The following is a 23,344-nucleotide window of genomic DNA, read 5'->3' on the forward strand; positions in this document are numbered from 1 at the left end:
CATGCAAAAACGCGCTTTATATTCCTTAGTTTTTTCTGCTGTGATTTTGGCGGGCTGTTCTTCTACCGACCAAAAAACACAGGAAGGCCGTTATGAGCTTGAATCCGATGTAGCTCCTGATAAACCACTATCGGTCGAGCACATTGAGGATGCGCATCCTAAATACGAACCTTATAGCTTAGGTGGTAACAGCGATTACAACCTGCGCGGTTCGGACTACAAAATCGTTCGTGACGCAAAAGGCTTTACGGAAAAAGGTCGTGCCTCATGGTATGGCAAAAAGTTCCAAGGCCATTTAACCTCGAACGGCGAAATCTACGACATGTACTCAATGACAGCGGCGCATAAAACCCTGCCACTGCCGAGCTACGTGAAGGTAACCAATACCGACAATGGCAAGTCAACCGTAGTCCGAGTGAATGACCGTGGCCCTTTCCATGATGGCCGTATCATTGACTTGAGTTACGCAGCGGCACATAAGCTAGATGTCGTGAAAACCGGTACCGCAAACGTAGAGATTGAAGTCATCACGGTAGATAAACCGACCGATGAGAAGTCGCTCGCTGCACACCCGAGATACGTGATTCAGGTTGCGTCATCAAAATATGAAGATCGAGCGCGAACTTTAGGCCAAGAGCTTGGTCAAAAGCTGGATACGGAAACTTTCTTGGAGTCCTCGAAAGATACGTATCGCTTGCTGCTAGGCCCATATACTGACTATTCCCTGACGCAAGCCACTCTGGATAAAGTAAAGTTGCTCGGCTATTCGACCGCATTTATTAAAAAACACAAAACTGACAAATGACCTTGGTGTCATGATTTTCTATGCAGAGCCCCTCTTACATAAGTGGGGATTCTGTTAAGATGTCGGCAGTTAACCAAAAAATTTGAATTACCATGAATAAAAATAAGTTTGTGAAATCTATTCTCGTTTCTACGGTTGCACTATCTGCAACCATCGCTCAATCTGCTTTTGCTTCACCAGTTGTTGTCCCAGATGCACCTCAAATCGCTGCCAAAGGCTACGTTTTGATGGATTACAACTCAGGTAAAGTTCTGGCTGAGAAAGAGATGAACACAAAGTTGTCTCCTGCTAGTCTGACAAAGATGATGACCAGCTACGTAATTGGCCAAGAGCTAGCGCGTGGTAATATTTCAGAAGACGATGATGTGACCATCAGTAAGAATGCTTGGGCGAAAAACTTCCCTGATTCTTCAAAAATGTTCATCGAAGTAGGTACAACGGTTAAGGTTCATGACCTAAACCGCGGCATCATCATTCAATCAGGTAACGATGCTTGTGTGGCAATGGCTGAGCACATTGCTGGCTCTGAAGACGCATTCGTTGATCTAATGAACGCATGGGCAAACACACTGGGCATGAAGAACACGCATTTCGCTAACGTTCACGGCCTAGACAACCCGAACCTATACTCAACGCCTTACGATATGGCACTACTTGGTAAAGCACTGATCCGTGACGTGCCAGACGAGTACCGTATCTACTCTGATAAGAAATTCACTTACAACGGCATCACTCAGTACAACCGTAACGGTCTACTGTGGGACAAGAGCATGAACGTTGACGGTATCAAAACTGGTCACACGAGCAATGCAGGTTACAGCCTAGTAAGTTCTGCAACAGAAGGTCAGATGCGTCTGGTTGCTGTTGTAATGGGTACAAAAGATGCAAACGCACGTAAATCAGAGAGCAAGAAGCTACTGAGCTACGGTTTCCGTTTCTTCGAAACAGTGGCACCACACAAAGCCGGTGAAACTTTCGTAGAAGAAAAAGTATGGATGGGTAACAAAGACACTGTAGCACTAGGTCTTGACCAAGATACTTACGTGACACTGCCTCGCGGTGAAGCAAAGAACCTAAAAGCAAGCTTCGTACTTGAAAAAGAGCTAGAAGCCCCAATTAAGAAAGGTGATGTAGTTGGTAAGCTATACTATCAAATTGATGGTGAAGATATTGCTGAGTACCCACTAATGGCACTGGAAACAGTGGACCAAGGCAGCCTATTTAGCCGCATGTGGGACTACATCGTATTGTTGTTTAAGAGCTTCTTCTAACAGTCGCTTCTGACCAACAAACAAGTCTGCAAAGCCGCCAACTAGGGCGGCTTTGTTAATCTTGAGTTCACCCTAATTTGACTGTACTATTTCGCACCGCAACGAATACCAACTGGAGTTACCGATATGCTAACCATCAACTCTGATGCAAAATTGAAAGACCTGCTTGAGTTCCCTTGTTCATTTACATACAAGGTAATGGGTCATGCAAAGCCTGAGCTTCCAGAGCTAGTTCTAGAAGTTATCCAGCGCCATGCTCCAGGTGACTACAGCCCAACAGTAAAACCAAGTGCTAAGGGCAACTACCACTCGGTGTCTATCAACATCACTGCAACCTCTATCGAGCAAGTTGAAACCCTATACAAAGAACTGGGTGAAATCGACATCGTACGCATGGTTCTATAATTTTTTGATAAATTAAATTTTTTTTGAAAGCAGCTTCGGCTGCTTTCTTTTTATTTATCATGTAGATAATGCAAAACAGCGAGTCTTTCAGTTAAAAATCTGTTACTCAGCTGTAGAGCATCAGGTTCATCCGGTTTATAATCCAAAAACTTTATATATTAGCGACAGGAATTCCCATGCAACACCAACTTGTTGTGAAACGACTTGGACGCCAAGATTATGAGCCTGTATGGAAGGCGATGCATGAGTTCACTGACCAACGCACAGACGACACGCCTGATGAAGTTTGGTTGGTAGAACACAACCCAGTATTTACACAAGGTCAAGCGGGTAAAGCCGAGCACCTGATTAACACTGGTGATATTCCTGTTGTTCAAAGCGATCGTGGTGGTCAAGTGACTTATCATGGCCCTGGTCAATTAGTCGCGTACTTCCTGATCAACCTACGTCGCAAAAAATTAGGAGTGCGAGATCTCGTTACACACATCGAGAACCTCGTTATTAACACTCTTAAGGCATACAATATCGATTCTGCTGCGCGACCTGACGCTCCGGGCGTTTATGTCGACGGTAAAAAAATATGTTCTCTCGGACTTCGCATTCGAAAAGGATGCTCATTCCACGGCCTAGCGTTGAACGTCAATATGGACTTAGGTCCGTTTTTACGTATAAACCCATGTGGTTATGAAGGAATGGAGATGGTTCAGGTTAGCCAAGTTGGTGGACCAGAAGACATCGAAGCCGTGGAAAAACAACTAATACAAGAACTCGTTACTTTGCTTGATTACGAGCAAGTAGAATTCAGCACAGAAGCACCTTCTCAAGGTAACAAAGCATGAGCAAACCAATCCAGATGGAAAAAGGCGTTAAATACCGCGACGCCGACAAGATGGCATTGATTCCCGTAAAGAACATGCCTTCAGAGCAGAAAGAAGTGCTACGTAAGCCTGATTGGATGAAGATCAAGCTACCAGCCGACAGCCAACGTATTCAAGACATCAAATCAGCGATGCGTAAGAACAACCTTCACTCTGTATGTGAAGAAGCATCTTGCCCTAACCTAGCTGAGTGTTTTAACCACGGTACGGCCACTTTCATGATCCTTGGCGCGATTTGTACTCGCCGTTGCCCTTTCTGTGACGTTGCCCATGGTCGCCCACTTGCTGTTGAAGCTGAAGAGCCTAAAAAGCTAGCGAAAACCATCGCAGACATGAAATTGAAGTATGTTGTAATCACTTCAGTTGACCGTGATGACTTGCGTGATGGCGGTGCAGAGCATTTTGCCAACTGTAACCGCGAGATCCGCGAACTAAACCCACACATCAAGATTGAAACGCTGGTTCCTGACTTCCGTGGTCGTATGGATGTGGCACTTGATCTTATGAAAGACAACCCGCCAGATGTCTTCAACCACAACCTAGAAACGGCACCTCGTCTGTACCGTAAAGCTCGCCCAGGCGCGAACTACAAATGGTCACTACAATTGCTGCAAAAATTCAAAGAGCAGCATCCAAATGTACCGACGAAATCAGGTCTAATGATGGGTCTTGGTGAAACGAAAGAAGAGATCGTCGAAGTACTGAAAGACCTTCGTGCACATGGCGTAACTATGCTGACTCTTGGTCAGTACCTAGCGCCAAGCCGTCACCACTTGCCAGTAGAGCGTTACGTTCCACCTTCAGAGTTTGACGAGTTAAAAGAAATCGCACTAGAACTTGGCTTCACCCACGCGGCGTGTGGTCCATTTGTTCGCTCTTCTTACCATGCCGATATGCAGGCTCAAGGTATCGAGATTAAATAAGCACTCGCTTGTTTTGAAAAGAAAGGTTGGCTCAGTGCCAACCTTTTTTGTTTCTGATGAATCTAAACCACTGCTATTCGGATAACGAGCCGCTCTCCTCAAACCAAAGCACGTCATTCCGAAGAGCCTAGGCGACATCAGGAATCTCATTTCAACGCACTCTCTAAGCAGCAGTGACAATTAGAGATTCCCTATCCCGCTCGTTCCTCGCTTGTAGGGAATGGCGACGTTGGGATCTTGAGTAAATTCAAAGTATCTTCAGAGTCTAATCATCACTTTCTTTTTCCACTCAAATACTCCCAAGCCACTACATAACAACCTGATTCTCAAAACCAAAAGCGCATCATTCCGAAGAGCCCAGGCGATATCAGGAGTCTCATTTCAACGCACTCTCTAAGCAGCAGTGACAATTAGAGATTCCCTATCCCGCTCGTTCCTCGCTTGTAAGGAATGACGAAGTTGGGCTCTTGAGTAAATCAAAAATATATCCAGAGTCTAATCATCTCTTTCGTTTTTCTACTTCCCCAAAAGCCTCCACACAACAAACCTATTTCTCACAACTAAAAACGCGTCATTCCGAAGAGCCTAAGCGATATCAGGAATCTCGTTTCAACGCACTCTCTAAGCAGCAATGACAATTAGAGATTCCCTATCCCGCTCGTTCCTCGCTTGTAGGGAATGACGAGGTTGGGCTCTTGAGTAAATCCGAAGTATATTCAGAATCTAATAATCTCTTTCGTTTTCCACTCAAATACTCCCGAGCCTCCACATAACAACCTGTCTCTCAAAACCCAAAGCGCGTCATTCCGAAGAGCCTAGGCGATATCAGGAATCTGCTTTCAACGTACTCTGAGCTGATACTTCCATACGCTAGAAAAACAAAAAGGCCCTCAAATGAGGACCTTTAAATTGGGTGAACTTTCGAAATAGATGTGTCGAGTTCTAGGAGAACACACGGAGTTTGCTTCTAGCAAATGAGTATGTTCGACAACGAAATCGGCGCACTCAATGAAGAAAGTTACGCGTAAACTGGTAGACGCTTACAAATTTCTAGAACTTTCTGTTTTGTCGCTTCGATAACTTCTTCGTTGCCGATGTTATCTAGAACGTCACACATCCAGTTTGCTAGCTCTTTCGCGTCTTCAGTAGTGAAGCCGCGACGAGTAATTGCTGGCGTACCTACACGGATACCAGACGTTACGAATGGGCTGCGTGGATCGTTTGGAACAGAGTTCTTGTTTACTGTGATGTTTGCTGCACCAAGTGCTGCATCTGCATCTTTACCAGTGATGTCTTTGTCGATTAGATCAACTAGGAATAGGTGGTTCTCAGTACCGTTAGAAACGATCTTGTAGCCACGCTCTTGGAATTGACCAACCATTGCTTTCGCGTTTTTCACTACGTTAGCTTGGTAAGCTTTGAATTCAGGCTCCATCGCTTCTTTGAACGCTACAGCTTTACCAGCGATAACGTGCATTAGAGGACCACCTTGACCGCCAGGGAATACTGCTGAGTTCAGCTTCTTGTACAGCTCTTCACCTTCGTTAGAAAGGATAAGGCCTCCACGAGGACCTGCTAGCGTTTTGTGCGTAGTCGTTGTTACTACGTGAGCGTGTGGAACTGGTGTTGGGTACTCGCCTGCTGCGATTAGACCAGCAACGTGTGCCATGTCTACGAATAGGTAAGCGTCAACTTTGTCCGCGATTTCACGCATGCGTTTCCAATCAACGATTTGTGAGTAAGCAGAGAAACCACCGATGATCATCTTAGGCTTGTGCTCAAGCGCTAGCTGTTCCATCTCGTCGTAGTTGATTTGACCTGCTTCGTCGATACCGTAAGGAATCACGTTGTAGTGCTTGCCAGAGAAGTTTACTGGTGAACCGTGAGTTAGGTGACCACCGTGCGCTAGGCTCATACCCAGAACTGTGTCGCCTGGGTTTAGAAGCGCCATGTAAACTGCGCTGTTTGCTTGAGAACCTGAGTGAGGCTGTACGTTCGCGTACTCACAACCGAACAGTTGGCATGCACGATCGATTGCCAGTGCTTCAGCTTTATCTACGTACTCACAACCGCCGTAGTAACGCTTGCCTGGGTAGCCTTCAGCGTATTTGTTCGTTAGCTGAGAACCTTGAGCTTCCATTACACGTGGACTTGTGTAGTTTTCAGAAGCGATTAGTTCAATGTGTTCTTCCTGGCGAAGTGTTTCTTCCTGGATAGCTGCGAACAGTTCCGCATCGTAATCTGCGATGTTCATATCACGCTTAAGCATCTGTATCTCCTGACTCAGATTGGTACTGAAAGTTGCAAAAAAACTGGATAACGACCTAACGCAAACGTTTTCGTCGACCTAATGGCGCGCATTCTACATAATTTGATCTAGGTCATAAAGAGAAATTTACAATTTTTCTCATGCAGTTTTTTCATGGTGACAAGCAAGAAATATCATGACGATGTTGCAATCGTTTAACCATGATCCGTTGACTGTCAATTTTGTGCTTTACACCCTGTAAAACGACAATTACATAGGTTTACCGCAAATTTTACCCTCTAGCTACCGAAAAGATCATCTTTTTACTACTATGCACGGCCGATTTATCACTAACGACTGCATAATAGATGGAAAAACACTCAAGAAAAGAAGACTGGATGGCAATTCTTACGGGGACCTTTTTGGTCGCTCAAGGCGTTTTCTTTCTCCAATCCGCGAACCTCTTAACCGGAGGCACCACAGGATTGGCTCTGCTTATTAGCCAATTTACACCTTTTACGTTTGGTGTGCTGTACTTTTTAGCCAACTGTCCTTTTTACTTGCTAGCATGGAAACGCTTCGGCCGTCATTTTGCGATTAATAGTGCAATTTCTGGCGCTTTGGTTTCTATCTTTGCGGATAATCTGTATTTGCTGATCTCACTCGAGTCGATTAATGAGATTTACTGTGCGGTTGCTGGCGGGCTGTTGATGGGCTTGGGTATGTTGATCCTGTTCCGTCACCGTTCAAGTTTGGGTGGCTTCAACGTGCTGTGCTTGTTCATTCAGGACAAATTCGGTATTTCGGTCGGGAAATCTCAGATGGCGATCGACGCGTGTATCTTGTTTGCGTCTTTCTTCTTCGTCACACCTTGGGTGATCGGCTTATCGATTCTTGGCGCCTTCGCACTGAACCTTGTACTTGCAATGAATCACAAACCGCATCGCTACTCAGTAAGTTACGGTTCATAATCTTTCCATGATAATTGGAGCGCGATTTATAAGATTTTGCGCTCCAATGACTATATAATATCTCGCCATTCCCTAATCACTCATGATGGTATGCGCGACGTTCTACAACAAGCCAAACAGACCAACAGTCAGATTGTTATTGGCGAACTGATCTACAACCCAGAGACCCAGACGCTTCACAAACAAGCGAGCACAATCGATCTTGAGCCGCGTACCGTCGAGTTACTGGAACTGTTACTCACCAGTGTGGGACACCCGCTCTCTGCTGAAACCATCATCGAGACCATTTGGCAAAGTAAGTTCATTTCAAAGAACGTGCTCACCAACCGAATCAGCACACTCAGAGCTTTGCTTCAAGAACACTTGCCGGAGCACGATGCCGCCAAATTGTTGGTCACCTACCCACGTAAAGGCTACTTCCTTAATCAGGCTAATGTCCGATTACTGCAACCGAAAAAATCAGGCAAGAGGAAAGCCAAATTAGCTGAAACAGAACCATCCCGCTCTTCTCGTAAACTCGGCTTTGTTTATGGTTTATGTGCGTTGTTCGCCGTGACCAGTATTGGGCTTGGTGTAACACTCTGGCAGCAACAAGGTATTTCCACTCAGCAAACGCGTAACCAATTACTCATCCCAAAAGTAGAGCTGCTACTGAACCGGGTAGATGCAATAGGCACCGCTGCTCGTGAGTATCGTACCGTGGTAAAAGCTATCTTGCTGCAACAGCAAGTCGAATATCCCTATACCGATATCGCTAACCAAGATGCGCCGAGTTATTTTCTCGACCCAATCAACGAGACTCCCTATTTCCCCGGCGCTCGTAACATGCAGACCAGCGACTACCTGCTTAATATCGAACTCAAAGACAGTCCGACAGAGGGGCAGTTAAAAGCACAAATGAATCTGATTTATCCTGCAACGGGTAAGTTGGCATTTCGTAACGAGTACACATTGCGTATCGCACATTTACAATCGGATTTGTTCAACCTACATACCGATATTGCTCGATACTTCAACTTACCAGAACCATCAAAAAGCGCTTGGCACTTTACTAAAGAGCACGAAAAGATGCTGCTCGACAAAAAGTTCCCAACAGAGTCAGTCAAGCACATGGATGAATTCACCGCGATCACCATTGCTCGTCACCTTGCGTTGTATGAACAAGATAAGTCCAAGCTTGAGGAGTATCTTATTCAAGCTCAATCTGCATTCGATATTCTTCCCGATGAATTGAACCTTTGGCTTGGTCTGTTGCATTACAAATTAGGCAACCTAGATAAAGCAAAAACATTGTTGACGACGCCTGCGGGTGACTCACGAATTCAGAATGCTCTGGTGTATACCTTTGTCTCGCACATTGCTTATAAACAAAATAAGCTCGACCAATTCCGCCTAAATTACATGGAGTCTCTAGTAGCCCTATTACGTGTCATGCCTTCTGAAGAATTGTTTAGCCGTTTGTCTCAACCGGAATCAAAAGAAACCTGTCTACAACCTTGGACCAAACTGCGAGTCAGCATTCAAGATAAAGAAATTGTGATGCGTTGGAAGGCGTTAATTGAAGAATACTGCACTAATATCGACTCGGAAATTAGCCCAATAAAAACAAAGATATAAATATAAAATTAAGCTTTCATTAAACTCTGTTAGCTTTTGTTTTTTGCCCTTTTTCATCCATAAAACTTAGCATGACGACATTCAAATAACGGCTCGATTTATCAGCCTTCTAACATTAGGAATGTAAACTCATGCTTAAACAAATGACGCTGATCGCAGCAGCAACTATGGCACTTTACGGCTGTGGTGGCGGCTCTTCAGACGGCAACAAAGGTCCTCAAAATAATTTTGATTACCCAATCAAAAATGCGACTTTCGCGCCAGTTGAAACCACAAAACTAGGCTATGCGTTCGCTGTAGATGAGCAACCTACCGGTAGCATGATGATGAACTTTAAGCCTATCAGTGCTCAAGACCTTGTCGATTTTGCCGAGCAAGATCCAGACGCAGCAATCGTCGCTCCAATCATTAATGATCTCATCAACAATGGCATCACTCAGTTTTACTTATCAACGCAAGATATCGAAGATAAACCTGAAAGCGAAGAAAACCTATACTTCGCAGGCACAGACGGTGCACTCCACGAATTCAACGATACTTTTCTGGTTGACCACAAGCTCATCTCGTTAGTGATGAACAGCAGCCCTCTATTTCGCTTGGAAGGCTCAACGGTTAAGGATAAAGATCCGAACATTGATATCAGCGTGAACACGGTCTCTATCGACTTACCCCTTCGAGGCGAACAGGTAGCGAACTTGCTTGACAACTTTTCAGACCATGAATGGGTACAAAAGCTGCCTGACGATGCTTCTTGCCAAACATATTGGAGCCAACAGATCACTGAGACAGGTTCACGTAAGACCTTCCACGTTTCTGGCAAGTCAATTGAAGCGGCATATCTAACAGAGAAGAACACCTACAACCTAAGATGTGATGGCATGGATTCTATGGAATTTGAATCATCGGCAGAACGTTGGTTCAACCCTGCACTAGGCTTGATTGAGCAGGTTGAACTGTTGAAAGCAGAACAGACTCAAATCAGTGAAGAGAAAGCGACACTGAACAAGATCGAGAAAGCATAAACCACAATCTTATCTCATAGAAAAAGGCTTTGGGGAGCACTCCAAAGCCTTTTGTTTAGGATCGAAATCCTTAGGGGTACTTTTTATTTGCTTTTATTCTTCAATCAGCAAGATGCGAGTTTCGTAAGGACGCAGTACTTGGTGGTTGGAAGCAATCGCGCTGGTCGCATTCTGATAGTTGGAAAGCAGGTTCTTGGCTTTGCTCATATCAAAGCGCTCTGGTAACACACACTCCACTTCTTCGCCGTAGTAGTTGTTAATACACAGCAGCGTTTGCTTGTCGTTCTGACGTGCGTAAGCAAAAATACGTTTGTGCTCAGGCAGTAAGTCCTCGTAACGACCATCGGTTATGACTGGTACCTGCTTACGCAGTTCAATCAAGCGCTTGTAGAAGTAGAACACCGAGTTCAAATCGGCAATCGCGGTTTCCGCGTTGATCTCAGAATAGTTCTGAGCCACCTCTAGCCACGGCGTGCCTTCAGTAAAGCCCGCATGTTTCGCACTATTCCATTGCATTGGAGTACGTGAATTATCACGCGACTTCTGCGCCAAAATCGCCATCATATCGTCGTGAGATACGCCATCGCGATTGACCATGATGTCGTACATGTTCGTACTTTCAACATCGCGATATTGGCTGATTTCGGTGTAACCTGGGTTGGTCATGCCTATCTCTTCACCTTGGTAAACATAAGGCGTGCCTTGCATCATGTGCACCGATGCCGCAAACATTTTGGCAGACTCGACGCGGTATTGTTCGTCGTTACCTAATCGACTCACAACGCGTGGTTGGTCGTGGTTACACCAAAATAGCGCGCCCCACCCTTTGCCATTTAAGCCGGTTTGCCAATGGTTGAAGATCTGTTTTAGTTGGATGAAATCAAACGGCGCTTTCGTCCATTTATCACCATTCGGGTAATCGACTTTCAAGTGGTGGAAGTTGAACACCATCGATAGCTCTTTGCCATCTTGCGCTGAATACTGCTGACAATGCTCTAGCGTGGTGGAAGACATTTCACCCACCGTCACGCTACCGTACTTTTGGAACACAGCTTCGCTGATCTCTTGAAGATATTCATGTACGCGAGGACCGTCAGTGTAGAAACGGCGACCATCACCAATATCGTCACTTGGGAAATCTTGCTGCTTGGAAATCAGGTTGATAACGTCAAGACGGAAACCATCGATACCTTTTTCTGCCCAGAAGCTGATGACTTCTTTCACTTCTTCACGCACTACCGGGTTTTCCCAGTTTAAGTCCGCTTGCTCTTTAGCAAAAAGGTGCAAATAGTACTGACCCGTTTTTTCATCCAGTGCCCAAGCGTTACCACCAAACTTAGATTGCCAATTGTTTGGCTCTGCGCCATCAACCGGATCTTTCCAGATGTAGTAATCACGGTATGGGCTGTTTTTATCACCCAATGCCGATTGGAACCACTTGTGTTCTGTCGAAGTATGATTCACCACGATATCCATGATGATTCGAATACCCAGCTGGTGAGCCTCAGCCAACAGGGTATCGAAATCTTGCATGGTGCCGAAATCTGGGTTGATCGCATAGTAATCGGAAATGTCATAACCATTGTCGATCATTGGCGATTGATAAACCGGCGTCAGCCAAATCGCATCCACACCAAGGTGTTTTAGATAATCCAGCTTAGAAATGATCCCTTTAATATCGCCCGTGCCTTTACTTCCACTGTCACAAAAGCTTTTTGGGTAAATTTGGTAGATGGTTGCGGTTTTCCACCAGCTCTCATCATGCTTGGTCATTGCCATTTCTAACGCTCACTTACCATTAAACGGAAACTTAAAAATCTTTAAAAAATAGAGGAGATAAACGAGGCAGCCAAATCACTGCCTCAGTTTGAATTACGCGTTAGCGGTTTCTAACTCGCCTTTCATCTGTGCGCGCTTATACAGCACAAGCGTCAGTGCCACAGGGACCACAATCGCCACCAACATCGCCAGAGCAAAGACACCCCAGAACTGCGGTTGGATAGACAAGATGCCCGGCAAACCGCCCACACCGATGCCGTTCGCCATCACACCTGCGCTGCCACAGATAGCTGCGGCAATCGCACTGCCGATCATCGCGCTTAGCATTGGGAATTTGTATTTCAAGTTGATGCCGTACATCGCAGGCTCTGTCACACCAAGGTAAGCAGAGATAGCCGCAGGCACCGAGATATCACGCTCGCCGTGTTTTTTACTGATGATAATGATACCGACTACTGCAGACGCTTGAGCAATGTTTGAAAGTGCAATCAAAGGCCAAATTGGCGTGCCACCTAGCTCTTGCATCAGTTGAAGGTCAACCGCGTTAGTGGTGTGGTGAATACCGGTAATTACCAATGGCGCATATAGGAAACCGAAGATGGTTGAGCCAATCATTGCGAAGTCACCCGTCATGGCTGCTTTTGCTGCGAAAGCAACGCCGTCACCCAACATGCGACCGAATGGACCAATAATAGAGTGCGCAAGAATCACAGACACAATGATAGAGACAAACGGTACGACCACTAGGTAAAGATAAGACGGAATGATGCGCTTTAAATTGGTTTCTATGAACGCCAAGGCAACACCCGCTAACATCGCAGGAATCACTTGCGCTTGGTAGCCCACTTTCTCGATGGCGAATAAGCCAAAGTCCCATACTTCAGGCACTTGCTTACCAATTAGGTAGGCGTTCATTAACTGTGGCGAAACCAGTGTGACACCCAATGTGATACCCAGAATCGGAGTACCACCGAGCTTTTTCACTGTCGACCAACACACGCCAACAGGCAGGAAGAAAAAGATTGCTTCACCAATTAGCCATAAGAAAGAGTGTACCGTTGCCCAAAACTGGCTGATTTCCGTTAACGTTTGGCCATCAAACATCTTGATGTCGCCAATCACGTTACGGAAACCAAGAATCAAACCACCAGTGATGATCGCAGGTAGCAGTGGTACAAAGATTTCAGCAAGATGGGAAATACCACGCTCAACGATGTTCATGTTTTGACGAGCGGCGTTTTTAGATTCATCTTTGCTCGCTTCACTTTTTCCGCTTAGCTCGATCAGTACCTTGTATACCTCATCGACTTCCGTGCCGATCACCACTTGGAACTGACCTGCGTTGGTAAAACAGCCTTTCACCATAGGTAGTGCATCTAACTGTTTGGTATCGGCTTTGTCTGTGTCATTCAACACGAAACGTAAGCGAGTTAAGCAGTGGCTAACACTGGCAATATTGTCCGATCCCCCGACCAGCTCAATAAGACGCTCTACATCTTGACGCGCAATCTTACTCATAACTTTGTCCACCCTGTACTGGATACATTCAATTCGTCGTATTATTTTTATTTTTGGGAACATTCCCATTTGATAATTTTAATAATGCCAGCTCGCTTTAAAAAACAAAATGGGAACAGTCCCATTAATTGAGAATGATCACAGTATAATTTTAGAGCAGATTGTCGACAGGGGGATTAATGGCGGATCGGTTGCTGGGTAAAATGCACCACAGACTCATCACCGTTTAACTGATTGATCAGCATCTTAGCGGCTTTCTCACCGGCATGTGCATAGCCCGGATCTACGCTGAAGACATTTGGAAAAAGGAACGAGAGTAGTTCGTTGCCACCCACACCAGTGACCACCACATCTTCACGTCCCATTTCTTGCAGACGTTTGATCACACCGAGAGCAATGGTGTCACTGGCACAAGCGATGGCTTGCGTGTCGGATTGAAGAACGTGATCCACCAGCTGGTAGGCGCTTTCGTGGCTAAGTTTGCCCGTTTGAAAACAAGGTTCAACACGCTTTTGCTCACACCAAGCTTGGTAAGCATTTAGACGAGCAAGGCCCGTTGTGCGATCTTCTGGGTCAACACCGATGTAGGCAATACGAGAAATAGATTGCTGTTCCAGATGGGAGAGCGCCATGTCGATAACACCTTGGTTATCATAGTTGATCGAAGAAACCAATTGAGTGTCCATGGCGATCACGACAATGCGATTGCCCCACTCCGCTAACGCTTGCTCATCACACCCAGTAAAGCCAAAAACGATCACCCCATCGACATTGCGACGTTTAAGAACGTCCAAATGCTCGTTGGTTTTATCGCGATCGAACTGGCTCTCCATGATCACCACGTCGTACCCTGCCGAGTACAAAGCACTAAGCATAGTGCCGACGGCACGGTTTTCTGATGGGGAATCAAGACGAGAAATGATCACGCCGACCACTTTCTGGCTGCCACCACGCATCGATTGTGCTGATTTGGATGGCACATAGCCTGATTCACGAATGATTTGTTCAACCTTCTCACGCGTTTGCGGTTTTACCTTGGGATCATTGGTAAGTACACGGCTAACCGTCGATTTGCCAACGCCAGCCAATTTCGCGATATCAAGAATGGTGAGTTTTTTGCTCATAAGTGTTCAGACTAAAAGAAGGAATCAAACAAAAGGGAAGCAGCGGCTTCCCTTATCTCAATCAGTAATGAAGATTACTTGTTTAGGTACGCAGGCACATCGGCAATGCTATCAAGTACAACCGTAGCAATCGCTTCGCCTTGTTCCGTTACTGGCTTACCAGTACGAACCAAAATCTTAGTGCCAACGCCTGCCGCCTCAGCTGCCATCATGTCTTCGGCTTTGTCGCCGATCATCACAGATTTCTCCATGTCGATCTTCAAGAAGTCACGCGCAGAAATGAACATACCTGGTTTTGGCTTGCGGCAGTCACAATCTTGCTTGTACTCACCGATGCCATGCTCAGGATGATGTGGGCAGTAGTAAATGCCGTCGAACTCAACGCCATTGTCAGCAAAGTTCCAATCCATCCATTGAGTCAGAGACAAGAAACGGTCTTCGCTGAATTTACCACGTGCAATGCCAGATTGATTGGTCACAAGCACCAACAGGTAGCCTTTCTCTTTCAGCGCTTTTGTCGCTTCAAACACACCGTCAATGTACTCAAAATCATGTTCATCATGAACGTAACCGTGGTCAACGTTAATCACGCCGTCACGATCGATAAAAACAGCAGGTTTTGCCAAAACGTATTTCTCTATTTACTCGGTTTCATCAGATTATTACATACCTTATAAGCACTCACACTATCTAATTGGTGTAAGTTCGCGACAAAACAGTTGATTTGCCGTCTGAGAATCGGTAAATCTTAAGTATCCCTCTTAATTGCTTCTTTCTACCGCACAACCTCTGTTTTACTCTCCCTACAGAACATCCATACATTTAGACGTCTAGACGTAAAAATACCTATTGACTTACTACTGCTTAACCCATAGCATCAACTGAGAATTGAGATAGAGTTCAAAATTTACTCCTGTTAAAAGCCGTTTTTAACAGCGAAGTTCCCAGTATCTCTGTGCAGGTTGAAACATGATAGAAATAAAAAACGTCAATAAAGTGTTCTACCAAGGCAGTAAGGAAATTCTTGCCCTTAAGGACATTAACCTAGATATCGCGAAGGGCACCATCTTTGGTGTTATCGGTTCATCGGGCGCGGGTAAAAGTACCCTCATCCGTTGTGTAAACATGCTGGAAGCTCCAACTTCAGGTTCCATCATCGTAGATGGCGTTGACCTAACCAAATTAAGCAAAAAGCAATTGGGAGAAACTCGCCGCAACATCGGGATGATCTTCCAACACTTTAACCTGCTGTCGTCTCGCACCGTTTTCGACAATGTCGCACTCCCTCTTGAGCTAGCAGGTAAAGACAAAGCGCAAATCACAACAAAAGTGACTGAGCTTCTTAAGCTCGTTGGTCTTGCAGACAAGCATGAAAGCTACCCAGCAAACCTCAGTGGTGGTCAAAAGCAACGTGTGGCTATCGCTCGTGCATTGTCATCAGACCCTAGCGTGCTACTTTGTGACGAAGCAACCAGCGCGCTGGATCCTGCTACGACGCAGTCCATTTTAGAACTGCTCAAAGAAATCAACCGCAAGCTAGAAATCACCATTCTACTGATCACTCACGAAATGGAAGTGGTTAAGAGCATCTGTCACGAAGTGGCGATCATCGGTGATGGTGAGCTAGTGGAGAAAGGCACCGTGGGTGAAATCTTCGCGCATCCAAAGACAGCACTGGCACACGAGTTCATTCGCTCTACTTTGGATCTTTCTATCCCAGAAGATTACCAAGCACGCTTACAAACCACGCGCGTAGAAAACAGTTACCCATTGGTTCGCCTAGAATTTACTGGCGCTACCGTAGATGCCCCTCTGATGACGCAAATCGCTCGTAAGTTCAACATCGATGTGAGCATCCTAAGTTCCGATCTGGATTACGCTGGCGGCGTGAAGTTCGGCATGATGGTCGCGGAGCTGTTTGGTAACGAAGAAGACGATAACGCAGCGATTGAGTTCCTGCGTGAGCACAACGTGAAAGTAGAGGTACTTGGCTATGTCCTTTAATACGATTTCTGAATGGCTGAGCTTAAACAGCAACCTACTTTTGGGCGCAACGTGGGAAACCCTTTACATGGTTGCCGTTGCTGGCATCGTTGGTTTTGCAGTGGGCATTCCACTCGGCGTCATTCTGCACACCACTAAAAAAGGTGGCTTGCTGGAAAACACCAAACTTAATCGCGTGCTTGGCGCCATCGTTAACATCGGTCGCTCGGTTCCTTTCCTAGTACTGATGGTTGCGATTATTCCGGTAACCAAACTGTTGGTTGGTACCTTTATCGGTACAACAGCAGCGATTGTTCCTTTAACCATCGGAGCTATCCCATTTGTAGCGCGTCTGATCGAAGGTGCACTACTAGAAGTACCATCAGGTTTGGTTGAAGCCGCGCAATCTATGGGCGCGACGCCAACACAAATCATCACAAAAGTTCTGCTTCCTGAAGCAATGCCGACTATTGTTAACTCAGTAACCATTACTCTAGTAACGCTAGTGAGCTATTCAGCAATGGCCGGGACGGTTGGTGGTGGCGGTCTTGGTGACGTAGCTATCCGTTATGGCTTCCACCGCTATGACGTAGTGATCATGGCAGTAACCGTCGTGATGCTGATTGTGCTCGTACAAATTATTCAGTCTATCGGTGATGCAATCGTACGCCGCGTAGACCACAGATAAGAATTGAAAATACCAATTATAAGGAGATAAAGATGAAATTTAGCCTTAAGAGTCTTTTGACTGTTGCAACTGCTGCTTCTGCACTGGTTCTTGCTGGTTGTGGTGACAAAGAAGTCGACGTGAACAAAGTAAAAGTTGGCGTCATGGCAGGTGCGGAAGCACAGGTCGCTGAAGTTGCGGCAAAAGTTGCTAAAGCGAAATACAACCTGGATGTTGAGTTGGTTACCTTTACCGATTACGTAACACCAAACGCAGCGCTGGATGATGGCTCAATCGACGTAAACGCGTTCCAACACAAGCCATACCTAGATCAACAAGTAAAAGATCGTGGCTACAAACTAGTGACTGCTGGTAACTCTTTCGTATACCCAATCGCTGGTTACTCTAAACAAGTAAAATCAGTGGATGAAATCGAAGATGGCGCACGTATCGCGGTACCAAACGATCCAACAAACCTAGGTCGTTCTCTTCTACTTCTTGAGCAACAAGGTCTGATCGAACTGCGTGACGGCGTTGATCTACTGGCAACGGTACGTGACATCGTTGGTAACCCGAAAAACATCACAATCGTAGAGCTAGATGCTGCACAACTTCCACGTTCTCTTGATGACGTAGCGATTTCTATCATCAACACAACTTACGCAAGCTCAATCGACCTAACGCCAGAGCGTGATGGTATCTTCGTTGAAGACAAAGAGTCTCCATACGTAAACCTGATCGTTGCTCGTGAAGACAACGTTCAAGCAGCTAACGTACAAAACTTCGTTAAGGCATACCAAACTGAAGAAGTTTACGAAGCAGCGAAAGACATCTTCAAAGGTGGCGTAGTTAAAGGTTGGTAATCCCCTCTTTCTACAACACTTGAAACTTAAAAAGGGCGCTCATCGGAGCGCCCTTTTTGCATTTGTTTTCATTGCGGTTTTATATCGTTAGAACAGCTGAATTTCATCTTGCTCAACCTTCTTTTGCTCCTGTTCTGGCTGCGAATCCACTTGAGGATGTTTAAACACATAAGGCGCTAAAAAAGCAGTAAAAGGGATAGTAAGCACAATGCCCACACTACCCGCTAACGCATTCACCACTGCAAGCCCCACTAACGGCATGTTCATAAACTGGCTCGCTGGCATGTTAAGCCCCCACACCATCATGATGGTCGTCAATGAGCCGCCAGCAAACGCCAAGATCAAGGTGTTAGTCATGGTGCCCATGATGTCTCGGCCAATGTTCATCGAGGCTTTAACCAACTGCTTTGGTTTGAGTTTCGGGTCGGTTTGTTGCAGCTCCGCGTACGCCGATGCAATCGAAATCGCCACATCCATAACGGCCCCAAGCGCTGCCACCACAATAGTCACGAACATCAGCCAGCGAATGCCCATCTTCACCGGCGTTAGGTAAATTACGTCTTCGCCTTTGTCGAGATAAATGCCCGACAAGTGTGCCATTTCTCCAAACCACTGCGCCATGACACCCGCAGCTATCACACCCAATAACGTACCGCCCATGGCGCATAAACTCTTCCGGTTATAGCCAGAAACGAGAATAAAGCTGACCACGATGATCACCACCATCAATAAGATGCTGACCAACATCGGATTCCAGCCCGCAAAGATACTTGGCACCAACACACCAACGATCAAGGCAGCAGTGAAATAAAGCGCGACCATCGAGTTGATGCCCTCTTTCTTACCAAAGCTCAGCAGCAGCGCACAAAACAGCGCAAGCATCAGATAAATCGCATCTGAGCGTTTGTGGTTATACGCCCAATAGACGGTGCCATTGGTGGTTTCGCGGATCATCATGATGAAAGTATCGCCTTCACTGACATACACGTTGTGCTGGCGACTAAGAGGATTGGTGACTTCCACCTCTAAGCCTTCGCTCTCTCCCTCAAGAATTTTTGCCATGAAGACTTGTTTACCTGTCATCACATCCGGCACAAGCGGATCAGGCGCAACATGGTTTGAGATAGAACGCGTGACGGTCGCTTCAACAAACTCTTGTTGCTGGCGAGATTTAGGACGGAATTCTTCACTCCACGAAGAAGAAAACTGAAAGATAAGCGTGGAGATAAGGGTAATCAGTAGGGTGAAACCCCATCGGTTATAGATTCTTTTGATCATGAAGTACTCTTCTACATCACTCACTCAAACGGGCTTGGCCTCAAGCGAGTAAAATTAGGCGCGATAAAGATTACCGCGCCCACATGCAGGATTAATGAGTTGGATTACAACCTGCGACTTTCTCATCAAGGGTCGCTGCGTCTTTGTTAGGGTTAACAAAGTAGCTAGATGAATCATTGATGTTCACAGACTTAACAATCGCCGGGTATTTCGGGTTTTCCAAATCAATCGAGACACAGATTTCCATGTTCTTCAATTGTTCCCACAGCGCTTTGCCTTCGCCCTCACGCAGTGTCGTGATATCACCGCTTGGTAGGTATTGAGTGAACGACCAGTTACCAAGGCTGCCACTGAAGTCCGCCACATCAATGCCTTTGTGCTCTTCAACATAAGCCGTCAGCATGTCGCGAATTGCGTAGACTTGCTCGTTCACTGAGTCATAGAACACGTCGTCTTTGCTCGCCCAGCCATATTTCTGGATTTGCGAACCAAAGCGGTAGCTGTTCATCGCCACTTTATAGGTCGCGTTTGGATCGAACTGCTCACCACCAATACTGGTAATGTTCACACGGCTACCTTCATTCGTCACTGCGTTGTTCTCATCCATCTCAAGAGACGGCTTACTCAGATCAACAGTGAACTCGATATCACCATCGAATTGATCGTAAAGATAAGCTGGCGCGCCTTTCTTGAACGATACGGTAATATCACCCGGTTTATATTGGTTGAAGTAAGAGTACGACCACTCAATGAAGCGTTTTAGGTTCGTACCTGTCATCTCTACGCCAAGTAAGGTGTTATCGTACTTGTACAAGTTGGTCGACTTACCTTTGGTGTACACTTCGTTGTCGATTAGGTTAGATTGATCAGAGAACAACGACGCAGCAGAGACAATCGCACCATTCCCCTCACCCATCGCCTCTTCAATTTTCTGCATTTGGATTTGGTTAATCACATCCATCAATGGCGTATCAACGACTTTCGCTAGGTGAATCGTCGAGTACAAACGCTCTGCGGTGTAGTTGTAATCCGTTGCTGTCGCTTCGTCTGGGTAACCCGTTGCACTTGGTGTGAAGTTACCTGTCACACGCCCCAATTCACGAGTTGCGTCTTCAACCGAGATATCGTGCACGTATTGGAATTTAGCTTGCAGTGCTTGCTCTTCTTCCACTTTCTTCGTGCCAATGTTGGTCAAGGTCGTGTCTTCCATCGTCCACTTGCCATCGACTTTCTTCAATTGAATTTCAGCTTTCGCTAGGTAAGCACCCCACTTGCCCGGCTCAATGATTTTCACGCTTTGCGCGCGATTGTCTTGGTTGTATTCGCCAGACTTCGCTTTGTCTTCAATCAGCGTATTTTCACCGCCGATATCTGATGTCGCTTTGCTGATTGGTGTGACTGTGCCGTCCGCACTCACTTGTTCGATGTAGTTGGCATGTTCGTGACCCGCTAAGATGACGTCGAATTTATCCGCCATTGCAGACGCGATTTCGTAAACGCCCACACCACCATCTTCTTGGCGGCCAAGGTGAAGCGCACCCACAATCACGTCTGGGGTGTATTTAGACACCAGTTGGTCAACCGCTTCTTTGGTTGCATCCAATTCGTTCTCAAACTTCAAACCTTTGAAGTGATCCGGCGCTGACGCTTCCCAGTTCGGCACATTCGACGGCGTTAGACCAACGATCGCCACTTTCACGCCTTCCACTTCAAACATTTGGAACGCGCGAATGTAGTTCACATCGTTGCTTTCCCATTTGATGTTTGAAGACAGTACCGCACCATTAAAATGATCGAGGTTGCGATCGACAAACGAACGCTCAAAGTTGAATTCATGGTTACCTGGTACCCAAACGTCAAAGCCAAGAGAGTTCATGCTCTCGACCACTGGGTGAGTTGGATCATCGTTGAACAGTTGCGCGGAGTTGCCCTGAACCGTATCACCGATATCAATCAGGATCATATTTGGATGTGCCGTTTTTTGGTCAGCAAGCAAAGTGGCTACACGAGTAATACCAGCGTCATCGTCTTCTGCGTTTAACGCGTAGTCAAAACCAAACAAGCGACCGTGTAGATCCGATGTTGCTGCGATAGCAATGGTTACTTCATCCGCTTGCGTTGCTTCACCTTTCACAACTACGTCTGGCGTGTTGGTTAATGTTTTTCCCTCTGCAACCACCGGGCTGTAATCCGATGGAACCTCTACGTACTTGGTTTCATCATCACAGCCAGCCATCAAGCCGACAACAGCAATGCAGACTAGGCTTCGTTTAAATAAAGTCATCTCAATTCCTTCCAGATTATTTTTTTATATATATTTTCGGAAGGGGCCCACTTCCCAAAACCTCAAAAAGGATATGGATGTTATTTGAAATTTTTGAGAAGCAAACGTTTCAATGCTTATAAACCATGCAACTAGGTTACATTTTTCTTTGAATATGAACAAAGATCACAAGCAAGGGGATGAGAGGAATGGCTGACAAAAATACTTTTTAAATCAAAGTATTGATAGCATCAATAATGGGTAGTTTTACTGAACAGGCTCGATTCATTTAGAGCGATAGAAAAAAGCTGGCATAGACGCCAGCTTTAAAAATGGACTACTTAATGTGATCCCAAGAGATGTTGGAGACAATACGACAATCGTCACACTTGAAGTAGAAGATATCGTGCAGCGGCTCGTCGAGTAACCATTCACCACCACATTTTGGACACTTACGCCCTTTTTCCGCTTCAAGTGACTCACCGCCAACTCGGTATTGGTAGTAGTAAGTCGGGATCTTAGTGATGTATTCAATACGACCACGTAAGTCCCAACCGCGGCGGAACAGCACGCTGTCAGCATCGCAGATTTCATGCAGTGCAGCGTGTTCAGCACGGCAGCCTCCCGCCATTTGGATTTCATCACACGCTTGCCATTCGGTTTGCCATTTCACCACCGCTTTGTGGTCACCATTCAGCGTCGCACCATTACGGTAAAGTGGGATTGGCAATAGCGTCTCACCGCTTCGCAGTGGAGAACACGTATGAACGTACGTGGTGTAAAGCACTTGCCAGCTTGGTGTTTCTTCTTCAGCCGCTTCTTCTGAATTCAAATCACGACCCAACATGCGCATTTTCGGCGCAAGCAACGACGCTTCCGATAAACGATTCATGCACACTTTGACGAAGTCAGAATGGTAGCGAGGATGCAAACTGTCTTGCTCTGGGCAAACCACGCGAACATAAAACTCGCCATCCCCCATTACGATAGGAAATTCACGACCCAGAACTTGTCCGTTGTAACGCAGTGCGTCCATCAGACCATTAATCGCTTTATCTACGGCGCTTACGGTGGTGTTATCAAAACACTCAAACTGCAACTCAACAACGTACATGCTTACACCGCTGCCTCTAGTTTGCTCAGAAACTCAGTCAGTGTCTCGGCTAGCACATCTCGCTTATCCGAACCTAGGCGTTCAAGAATCACATTACCGGTTAGGTTACAGATAGAAATCACATCCAGCTCGGCATCTGTCGCCGCGATAAATACTGTCGGTTTTAGCTTTAGACGACGCTGAGTGACTAAGTGACCAAGAATGTTCTCTTGCAGACGAGTAAAATCATCGTCACTCCATACTTGCAGCAGTGTCAGCTCATTACCTTGCCACGTCGCGTCCATATCAGCGCTGTACTGAGAACCGTAGAAGGCTTTGATGTCTTCATGCAGCGTCAGCTCAATTGCGTTCTCAATGTTAGTGAAATCCGCCATTTCTTCACGTGGGAACGCTTTCCACAGTACTGCCCCATCGCGTTTCTCTTCTACACATGGAGAAACAAGATCAGCAAGCTCTTCACTGCGTGGCAGTTCATTGTGCTTGTCTTGCCAAGCTTGTTGGTAGCGCAGGCTAAAGTCCTGTAGAGCCTGAGGAACGGTTTGGGTCATGAAGGTCTCCTGGTTTGTTTTTATCAGGTTGCGGTGTCTGCCGGATAGCAATTAAGCAGCGGATTCA

The 23,344-nt window shown here is 46.1% G+C and carries 20 protein-coding genes; 11 read left to right on the forward strand and 9 right to left on the reverse strand.

Annotated elements, in window-relative coordinates:
• The first annotated feature begins 1 nt into the window (after nucleotide 1).
• The 5 genes from GXP65_RS17535 (at nucleotide 2) to lipA (ending at nucleotide 4,282) form a co-directional block, all read left to right on the forward strand.
• On the forward strand, nucleotides 2–805 hold the full coding sequence (locus GXP65_RS17535; RefSeq protein ID WP_045370446.1) for a septal ring lytic transglycosylase RlpA family protein: 804 nt from the start codon (nucleotides 2–4) through the stop codon (nucleotides 803–805).
• Between the two features lie 92 nt (nucleotides 806–897).
• Complete coding sequence (locus tag GXP65_RS17540) at nucleotides 898–2,076, forward strand: serine hydrolase (protein ID WP_005530703.1); 1,179 nt, start codon at nucleotides 898–900, stop codon at nucleotides 2,074–2,076.
• A 126-nt stretch (nucleotides 2,077–2,202) separates the two neighbouring features.
• On the forward strand, nucleotides 2,203–2,481 hold the full coding sequence (gene ybeD, locus GXP65_RS17545) for a DUF493 family protein YbeD (RefSeq protein WP_005384135.1): 279 nt from the start codon (nucleotides 2,203–2,205) through the stop codon (nucleotides 2,479–2,481).
• A 176-nt stretch (nucleotides 2,482–2,657) separates the two neighbouring features.
• Nucleotides 2,658–3,320 (forward strand): lipoyl(octanoyl) transferase LipB, encoded by a 663-nt coding sequence (gene lipB / locus GXP65_RS17550; RefSeq protein WP_005438575.1) that lies wholly within the window; start codon nucleotides 2,658–2,660, stop codon nucleotides 3,318–3,320.
• The gene (gene lipA, locus GXP65_RS17555; protein WP_162093366.1) at nucleotides 3,317–4,282 is read left to right on the forward strand and encodes a lipoyl synthase; all 966 of its coding nucleotides are present in this window, start codon (nucleotides 3,317–3,319) and stop codon (nucleotides 4,280–4,282) included. The genes lipB and lipA overlap by 4 nt, the downstream gene beginning before the upstream one ends.
• A 1,018-nt stretch (nucleotides 4,283–5,300) precedes the next feature.
• On the opposite strand, the gene glyA is transcribed toward lipA, so the two are convergent.
• Nucleotides 5,301–6,551 (reverse strand): serine hydroxymethyltransferase, encoded by a 1,251-nt coding sequence (gene glyA, locus GXP65_RS17560; protein WP_038865388.1) that lies wholly within the window; start codon nucleotides 6,549–6,551, stop codon nucleotides 5,301–5,303.
• Between the two features lie 347 nt (nucleotides 6,552–6,898).
• Between glyA and GXP65_RS17565 the strand changes: the two genes are divergently transcribed.
• The 3 genes from GXP65_RS17565 to GXP65_RS17575 all read left to right on the forward strand — a co-directional run bounded on the left by GXP65_RS17565 (nucleotide 6,899) and on the right by GXP65_RS17575 (nucleotide 10,140).
• Entirely contained in the window at nucleotides 6,899–7,501 is a 603-nt protein-coding gene (locus tag GXP65_RS17565) for a YitT family protein (protein WP_005530699.1), read from the forward strand.
• A 90-nt stretch (nucleotides 7,502–7,591) separates the two neighbouring features.
• Nucleotides 7,592–9,118 (forward strand): winged helix-turn-helix domain-containing protein, encoded by a 1,527-nt coding sequence (locus GXP65_RS17570; protein WP_162093367.1) that lies wholly within the window; start codon nucleotides 7,592–7,594, stop codon nucleotides 9,116–9,118.
• A 131-nt stretch (nucleotides 9,119–9,249) separates the two neighbouring features.
• Nucleotides 9,250–10,140, forward strand: a complete 891-nt coding sequence (locus GXP65_RS17575; RefSeq protein WP_162093368.1) for a hypothetical protein — start codon at nucleotides 9,250–9,252, stop codon at nucleotides 10,138–10,140.
• A 93-nt stretch (nucleotides 10,141–10,233) separates the two neighbouring features.
• On the opposite strand, the gene treC is transcribed toward GXP65_RS17575, so the two are convergent.
• The 4 genes from treC to gmhB all read right to left on the reverse strand — a co-directional run bounded on the left by treC (nucleotide 10,234) and on the right by gmhB (nucleotide 15,187).
• Entirely contained in the window at nucleotides 10,234–11,919 is a 1,686-nt protein-coding gene (gene treC, locus GXP65_RS17580) for an alpha,alpha-phosphotrehalase (RefSeq protein ID WP_162093369.1), read from the reverse strand.
• 93 nt (nucleotides 11,920–12,012) lie between these two features.
• Nucleotides 12,013–13,437, reverse strand: a complete 1,425-nt coding sequence (treB, locus tag GXP65_RS17585) for a PTS trehalose transporter subunit IIBC (RefSeq protein WP_005530695.1) — start codon at nucleotides 13,435–13,437, stop codon at nucleotides 12,013–12,015.
• A 176-nt stretch (nucleotides 13,438–13,613) separates the two neighbouring features.
• Nucleotides 13,614–14,561, reverse strand: a complete 948-nt coding sequence (gene treR, locus GXP65_RS17590) for a trehalose operon repressor TreR (RefSeq protein ID WP_162093370.1) — start codon at nucleotides 14,559–14,561, stop codon at nucleotides 13,614–13,616.
• A 74-nt stretch (nucleotides 14,562–14,635) separates the two neighbouring features.
• Nucleotides 14,636–15,187: a D-glycero-beta-D-manno-heptose 1,7-bisphosphate 7-phosphatase gene (gene gmhB, locus GXP65_RS17595; RefSeq protein WP_005432670.1), complete on the reverse strand. Its 552-nt coding sequence runs from the start codon at nucleotides 15,185–15,187 to the stop codon at nucleotides 14,636–14,638.
• A 343-nt stretch (nucleotides 15,188–15,530) separates the two neighbouring features.
• On the opposite strand from gmhB, the gene metN reads away from it, so the two are divergent.
• From metN to GXP65_RS17610, 3 genes are read left to right on the forward strand one after another with little or no spacing between them, the layout of a single operon-like run.
• The gene (metN, locus tag GXP65_RS17600) at nucleotides 15,531–16,565 is read left to right on the forward strand and encodes a methionine ABC transporter ATP-binding protein MetN (RefSeq protein WP_005530689.1); all 1,035 of its coding nucleotides are present in this window, start codon (nucleotides 15,531–15,533) and stop codon (nucleotides 16,563–16,565) included.
• Nucleotides 16,555–17,232, forward strand: a complete 678-nt coding sequence (locus GXP65_RS17605; RefSeq protein WP_005432672.1) for a methionine ABC transporter permease — start codon at nucleotides 16,555–16,557, stop codon at nucleotides 17,230–17,232. Before metN ends, GXP65_RS17605 begins: the two co-directional genes overlap by 11 nt.
• A 32-nt stretch (nucleotides 17,233–17,264) precedes the next feature.
• The gene (locus GXP65_RS17610; protein ID WP_005432673.1) at nucleotides 17,265–18,074 is read left to right on the forward strand and encodes a MetQ/NlpA family lipoprotein; all 810 of its coding nucleotides are present in this window, start codon (nucleotides 17,265–17,267) and stop codon (nucleotides 18,072–18,074) included.
• Nucleotides 18,075–18,161: 87 nt separating this feature from the next.
• On the opposite strand, the gene GXP65_RS17615 is transcribed toward GXP65_RS17610, so the two are convergent.
• The 4 genes from GXP65_RS17615 to syd all read right to left on the reverse strand — a co-directional run bounded on the left by GXP65_RS17615 (nucleotide 18,162) and on the right by syd (nucleotide 23,277).
• On the reverse strand, nucleotides 18,162–19,352 hold the full coding sequence (locus tag GXP65_RS17615; RefSeq protein ID WP_162093371.1) for a YibE/F family protein: 1,191 nt from the start codon (nucleotides 19,350–19,352) through the stop codon (nucleotides 18,162–18,164).
• Nucleotides 19,353–19,443: 91 nt separating this feature from the next.
• Nucleotides 19,444–21,636, reverse strand: coding sequence for a 5'-nucleotidase C-terminal domain-containing protein (locus GXP65_RS17620; RefSeq protein ID WP_162093372.1), 2,193 nt, complete (start codon nucleotides 21,634–21,636; stop codon nucleotides 19,444–19,446).
• Nucleotides 21,637–21,952: 316 nt separating this feature from the next.
• On the reverse strand, nucleotides 21,953–22,729 hold the full coding sequence (locus GXP65_RS17625; RefSeq protein WP_005432677.1) for a Zn-ribbon-containing protein: 777 nt from the start codon (nucleotides 22,727–22,729) through the stop codon (nucleotides 21,953–21,955).
• Between the two features lie 2 nt (nucleotides 22,730–22,731).
• The gene (gene syd, locus GXP65_RS17630) at nucleotides 22,732–23,277 is read right to left on the reverse strand and encodes a SecY-interacting protein (protein WP_162093373.1); all 546 of its coding nucleotides are present in this window, start codon (nucleotides 23,275–23,277) and stop codon (nucleotides 22,732–22,734) included.
• Nucleotides 23,278–23,344: the final 67 nt, after the last annotated feature.

Source organism: Vibrio sp. LB10LO1 (genome assembly GCF_010092875.1).
GTDB classification, from domain to species: domain Bacteria; phylum Pseudomonadota; class Gammaproteobacteria; order Enterobacterales; family Vibrionaceae; genus Vibrio; species Vibrio campbellii.

Coding starts and splice junctions, on each gene's coding strand:
- GXP65_RS17535 (WP_045370446.1), top strand. CDS start 2: ATGCAAAAACGCGCTTTATATTCCTTAGTTTTTTCTGCTGTGATTTTG.
- GXP65_RS17540 (WP_005530703.1), top strand. CDS start 898: ATGAATAAAAATAAGTTTGTGAAATCTATTCTCGTTTCTACGGTTGCA.
- ybeD (WP_005384135.1), top strand. CDS start 2,203: ATGCTAACCATCAACTCTGATGCAAAATTGAAAGACCTGCTTGAGTTC.
- lipB (WP_005438575.1), top strand. CDS start 2,658: ATGCAACACCAACTTGTTGTGAAACGACTTGGACGCCAAGATTATGAG.
- lipA (WP_162093366.1), top strand. CDS start 3,317: ATGAGCAAACCAATCCAGATGGAAAAAGGCGTTAAATACCGCGACGCC.
- glyA (WP_038865388.1), bottom strand. CDS start 6,551: ATGCTTAAGCGTGATATGAACATCGCAGATTACGATGCGGAACTGTTC.
- GXP65_RS17565 (WP_005530699.1), top strand. CDS start 6,899: ATGGAAAAACACTCAAGAAAAGAAGACTGGATGGCAATTCTTACGGGG.
- GXP65_RS17570 (WP_162093367.1), top strand. CDS start 7,592: ATGCGCGACGTTCTACAACAAGCCAAACAGACCAACAGTCAGATTGTT.
- GXP65_RS17575 (WP_162093368.1), top strand. CDS start 9,250: ATGCTTAAACAAATGACGCTGATCGCAGCAGCAACTATGGCACTTTAC.
- treC (WP_162093369.1), bottom strand. CDS start 11,919: ATGGCAATGACCAAGCATGATGAGAGCTGGTGGAAAACCGCAACCATC.
- treB (WP_005530695.1), bottom strand. CDS start 13,437: ATGAGTAAGATTGCGCGTCAAGATGTAGAGCGTCTTATTGAGCTGGTC.
- treR (WP_162093370.1), bottom strand. CDS start 14,561: ATGAGCAAAAAACTCACCATTCTTGATATCGCGAAATTGGCTGGCGTT.
- metN (WP_005530689.1), top strand. CDS start 15,531: ATGATAGAAATAAAAAACGTCAATAAAGTGTTCTACCAAGGCAGTAAG.
- GXP65_RS17605 (WP_005432672.1), top strand. CDS start 16,555: ATGTCCTTTAATACGATTTCTGAATGGCTGAGCTTAAACAGCAACCTA.
- GXP65_RS17610 (WP_005432673.1), top strand. CDS start 17,265: ATGAAATTTAGCCTTAAGAGTCTTTTGACTGTTGCAACTGCTGCTTCT.
- GXP65_RS17615 (WP_162093371.1), bottom strand. CDS start 19,352: ATGATCAAAAGAATCTATAACCGATGGGGTTTCACCCTACTGATTACC.
- GXP65_RS17620 (WP_162093372.1), bottom strand. CDS start 21,636: ATGACTTTATTTAAACGAAGCCTAGTCTGCATTGCTGTTGTCGGCTTG.
- GXP65_RS17625 (WP_005432677.1), bottom strand. CDS start 22,729: ATGTACGTTGTTGAGTTGCAGTTTGAGTGTTTTGATAACACCACCGTA.
- syd (WP_162093373.1), bottom strand. CDS start 23,277: ATGACCCAAACCGTTCCTCAGGCTCTACAGGACTTTAGCCTGCGCTAC.